We start from the raw sequence: 1,335 nt of genomic DNA, 5'->3' as shown, positions 1-1,335 counted from the left end.
TTTTCTCTCAAAATTTTACCGACGTCATAATGCAGACCTACGATATAAATTCCAATGCCAAGCTTGAAAATAGCGAGCTTACCGAGATAACTAAGGCGATGACCGATTATCTAACCCCTAAAAACTACCTTTGCGAGGCGGAATTCTACGATCAAGCGCCAAAAAACGCAAAGCCCGCGCTTAGCAACCTTGTAGGCACGCAAATCAAGGGAAATTTTAAAAACGCAATAAGCCTCGTCAAAAAGGGCAGACTCGTGTTTGAATTCGATCAAAAGGTCGGCTTCGAGCTGCGAAACGGCCGCGTTCTTAAAATTTCCATTAACGACGATCAGGGATTTTTCAATTTCAAAATGCTTGACGACAAGCCCATTAATCTTGGCGAGGGCTTTGTAGCGAAGCCTAATTCAAATTTAGCCACCACTTTTATAGAATTTAGCGGCGAAAAGCCAAAAATCGCAGATAAAAAACCGCCAATTTCAAGCGCGCCGAACTCCGATTTAGCGCAGAGCGGTGTTGCATCTAGCGAGCAGAGTCTTGCGGGCTCAGAGGATAAACTTGCGCAAGGCGGGCAAGCTAAACCGAATGCCAGCTCGGCGCGCAGATCAAATCAAAGATCAGTCGGCGACATAGTTTCGGAGGCGACTGCGGAGGCGCAAAAAAATATCGCCGCTTCGGATGCTATCGCGCAGATCAATAAAGCCGCCAAAAAGGACGCGCAAGCAAAAGGTGGTCCCGTAAATTCCGGCCGCTTAGGCAGCGAAAACTTAGAAGCCGCCGCAAAAAACGGCGAAAATGCCGCAGCTTCTTTAGGCGATGATTCAAATTTAGCGCAAAACGGAGGCGACAGGAGCGCTGCGATAAATTTTAACGATTCCGCAAATTCTGTAGCGTCTGTAGATAAAGATACGGGGCAAAATTTGGCGGCGAGACGAGATAATTCTTTAAATTCCGCGCATTCTACGCAAAATTTTGCGACATCGCCTAACTCTTTAAATTTAGCGAAAAATAGCGCGAGTAAAAACGGCGCCGCATCCGACAGCGACAATATTTCAAGCGAACCACAAAAAGAGGCTACACTGGGATTTGTCGCGCAAAAGACGATGGATTTTATGAAAAGTCTCAAAACGGCGTTTCGCGCAAGCAGCGAGCATGCAAGCGCAAGCACGATCCTATGGGTCTTGGCGCTTTCTTTTATATACGGCTTTTTCCACGCGGCAGGCCCTGGACACGCGAAGCTGCTAACGGCGAGCTATTTCCTAGCCCATGGCGGCAGCTACGTCAAGGCCTTCGGATTTGCCCTTAAAATCGGGCTTCTGCACGTCTTAGGAGCGCTCG

1 pseudogene is annotated in these 1,335 nt (G+C 48.0%); it reads left to right on the top strand.

The features are described 5' to 3' along the window. Window positions 1–29 precede the first annotated feature (29 nt). Window positions 30–1,335, top strand: a pseudogene (locus Q0614_RS02170) (hypothetical protein); the annotation flags it as partial.

Source organism: uncultured Campylobacter sp. (genome assembly GCF_937997595.1).
In the GTDB taxonomy this organism is placed as follows: domain Bacteria; phylum Campylobacterota; class Campylobacteria; order Campylobacterales; family Campylobacteraceae; genus Campylobacter_B.
This window is presented reverse-complemented; position numbering and strand designations above follow the sequence as displayed.